Source organism: Methylobacterium sp. 1030 (genome assembly GCF_040544715.1).
In the GTDB taxonomy this organism is placed as follows: Bacteria; Pseudomonadota; Alphaproteobacteria; order Rhizobiales; family Beijerinckiaceae; genus Methylobacterium.
On record NZ_JBEPKM010000058.1, the window covers coordinates 1 to 2959 of the forward strand.

The 2959-nt window shown below is 62.5% G+C and carries 3 protein-coding genes; 1 reads left to right on the forward strand and 2 read right to left on the reverse strand.

What is annotated here, in order from left to right:
• The coding region (locus ABIC30_RS31670; RefSeq protein WP_354456831.1) for an isocitrate/isopropylmalate family dehydrogenase at positions 1-528 on the reverse strand (528 nt) is incomplete at its 3' end.
• A 43-nt stretch (positions 529-571) separates the two neighbouring features.
• Positions 572-1876 carry an MFS transporter gene (locus tag ABIC30_RS31675; RefSeq protein WP_354456833.1) on the reverse strand — a complete coding sequence of 435 codons (1305 nt, stop codon included), beginning with the start codon at positions 1874-1876 and terminating at the stop codon, positions 572-574.
• Positions 1877-2026: 150 nt separating this feature from the next.
• Between ABIC30_RS31675 and ABIC30_RS31680 the strand changes: the two genes are divergently transcribed.
• Entirely contained in the window at positions 2027-2743 is a 717-nt protein-coding gene (locus ABIC30_RS31680; RefSeq protein ID WP_502915896.1) for a GntR family transcriptional regulator, read from the forward strand.
• Positions 2744-2959: the final 216 nt, after the last annotated feature.

The window sequence follows — 2959 nt, forward strand, 5'->3', positions numbered from 1 at the left end:
CAACTTGAACGCGTAGCGGATGATCCGGTCGACGCCCGTGCGGGTCATCATCGACACGTCGGTGGCGACCTCGTTGGGATGGCCCTGGTGGACCCGGCCGCCGACGCCCGCGTACTCGCCCTCGGAGTTCTCACGCACGATCACCCAGTTCAGCTCCGGACCGGAGACGTGCCGCAGCGGGCTAGTGATGCCCGGGAGGATGCGGGTCGGGCGGACGTTGGCGTACTGGTCGAAGGGCTGGCAGATGTTGAGCCGCAGACCCCAAAGGGTGATGTGATCCGGGACGTCGGGGGCACCCACTGCGCCGAAGAAGATCGCGTCGTGGTCCTTGATCTGCTCGCGGCCGTCGGCCGGCATCATCACGCCGTGCGTCTTGTAGTAGTCCGAGCCCCAGTCGAAGTGATCGAACTGGAACTTGAACGTGCCGGTCTTCTCGGCCAGCGCATTGAGCGCCTCGACGCCGGCGGCGATCACCTCGACGCCGATGCCGTCGGCGGGGATGGCGGCGATTTTGTAGGTCTTCGACATGACAGGTCTCCGGATTGAAGAGGACGTTGAGGATTGGGAAACTTCAGTGCGCGACCGCGTCGGCGTCGGCGGCCTCGGATCGGCGCCCTGAGCGGGCGACGACGAGGGTGAGGACCGCCGAGAGGACGAGCAGGCCGGCCACGAACGCGAGCCCGGCGGTGAAGCCGCCGGTCTGATCCTTGAGCCAGCCGATCGCCCAGGGCCCGGCGAAGCCGCCGAGATTGCCGATCGAGTTGATCGTGGCGATGCCCACCGCCGCCGCCTGGCCCGAAAGGAACATGGTCGGCATGGCCCACAGGGGCGGCTTGGCCGAACTGATCCCGACGTTGACGAGGGTGAGCGCGGCGACGACGGCCAACGCCGAGGCTGCGCCGCCGGCCAGCATCAGGCCCGCCGCCGCGACGAGACAGGCGATGACGACGTGCCACTTGCGCTCGCCGGTCTTGTCCGAGTGCCGGGCCCACAGGATCATCGCGATGATCGCGATGGTCGGCGGCACGCCGTTGAGGAAGCCGACCGCCAGGGTGGACAAGCCAAAGCTCTTGATGATCTGCGGCGCCCAGATGCCGAGGGTGTACAAACCCGCCGAGGTGCCGAAGTAGATCAGTGCCAGGGCCAGAACCCGGATATCAGCCATTCCGGCCAGGATGCCGTGCTTGGCGCCGACCTTCTTGCGGTCATGCTCACCGTTCATCTCGGCGACCAGCCACGCGCGCTGGTCGTCGGGCAGCCACTTCGCCTTCTCGGGCCGGTCCGTCATATAGAACAGTACGACGATGCCGAGGATGACGGCCGGGATCGCCTCGATGATGAACATCCACTGCCAGCCGTGCAGGCCGAGGATGCCCTCCATCTCCAAGAGCGCGCTGGAGAGCGGCGAGCCGATGACCACCGAGATCGGTGCCGCGGCCATGAACAGGGAGACGACGCCGGCCCGATAACGGGTGGGGAACCAGTAGGTCAGGTAGAGGATGATGCCGGGGAAGAATCCCGCCTCCGCCGCGCCGAGCAGGAAGCGCAGGGCGTAGAAGCTGTACTCGCCCTGGACGAAGGCGAAGGCCCCGGAGATTATCCCCCAGGTGATCATCACGCGGGCGATCCAGATCCGAGCGCCGACCTTGTCGAGGACGATATTCGAGGGCACCTCGAACAGAAAATATCCGAAGAAGAATATGCCAGCTCCAAAACCGAATACGGCGGAGCTAAAACCAAGATCCTTGTTCATCGTGAGTGCCGCGAAGCCGATGTTCACGCGGTCGATGAAGGCAATGAAGTAGAGAAGACAGATAAAGGGGACCAGTCGCCACATCACGCGGCGCATGGTCGCTTTCTCAAGCGACATATCCATCGTTTCCTCCGGCAGACCAGCATGCGTTGATCTCTGAATGTCAACTTGCATGCAAGATGGCATCAAATAGGATCAGTCCGCCCTGTCTGTCAATCTCATATTGCAGCTTGCATGGAAGATGGTACGAATGTCGTCGTTCAGGAGGAAGCGATGGCCCGCGGCCCGTCAGCCAGAAAGCACGAGCAAACTGAGGGGTCTGAACGACAGCCTTCAATGGTCGATGCCGCCTACGCGGCTCTCAAAAAGGCCATCCTGGATTCGAGTTTCGCTCCAGGCTACCAAGCCTCAGAGCAAGAGATCGCTCTTCGCCTCGGAATGAGCCGAACGCCAGTCCACGAGGCGGTGATCCGTCTTCAAGAAGATGGCTTGGTCCGTGTACTGTCGCGCAAAGGGGTCCTGATTTGTGCGCTCGCGCCTGAGGACATGCGCGAGATCTACGACGTCATCATCGCCGTCGAAGGGCGTGCGGCCGAGTTGCTCGCGTCGCTTCCCGACGCCGAGCGTGAGCTGACCGCAGCCGAACTTGCCCGATGCACGGAGACCATGGCGCGGGCTTGGAAGGACGGTGATCTGCCCGCCTGGGGCAAGGCCGACGCCACCTTCCACCGGACACTCGTGGAGCGCGCGGGTAACGGGCGGATGACCCGGATCATCCAGACGATCAATGACCAGTCACATCGCGCACGCATGCTCACACTCAAGCTCCGCCGTGAACTTGGGTCGTCGGTAGCTGAACACCGATCCATCATCGACGCCATACAGCGCGGAGAGCCGGTGGAGGGTCAAGCCCGCGTCCATGACCACCGGCTTCGCGCACGAGACGAACTTCTGCCAATTTTGGAAAGCTTTGGGTTAAGACATCTGTAGACGAATTGTCTTCGATCGTCACGGTTATGCATTTTGCAAGTAAGACAGATCTTTTGGGAGCTGCAGAATTGCTGTTTCGTCCGCTTTACGGCCCAATAAATCGAAACCGGACGAGCTGCTATCCATCTGTGGACGCCCCCTGGAACGCAAGTGGCTTTTGATGGGTAGGCACGATGTCGGTTGCTGCCATCTGTCCGGCCTCTGCTGCAGCCGTGG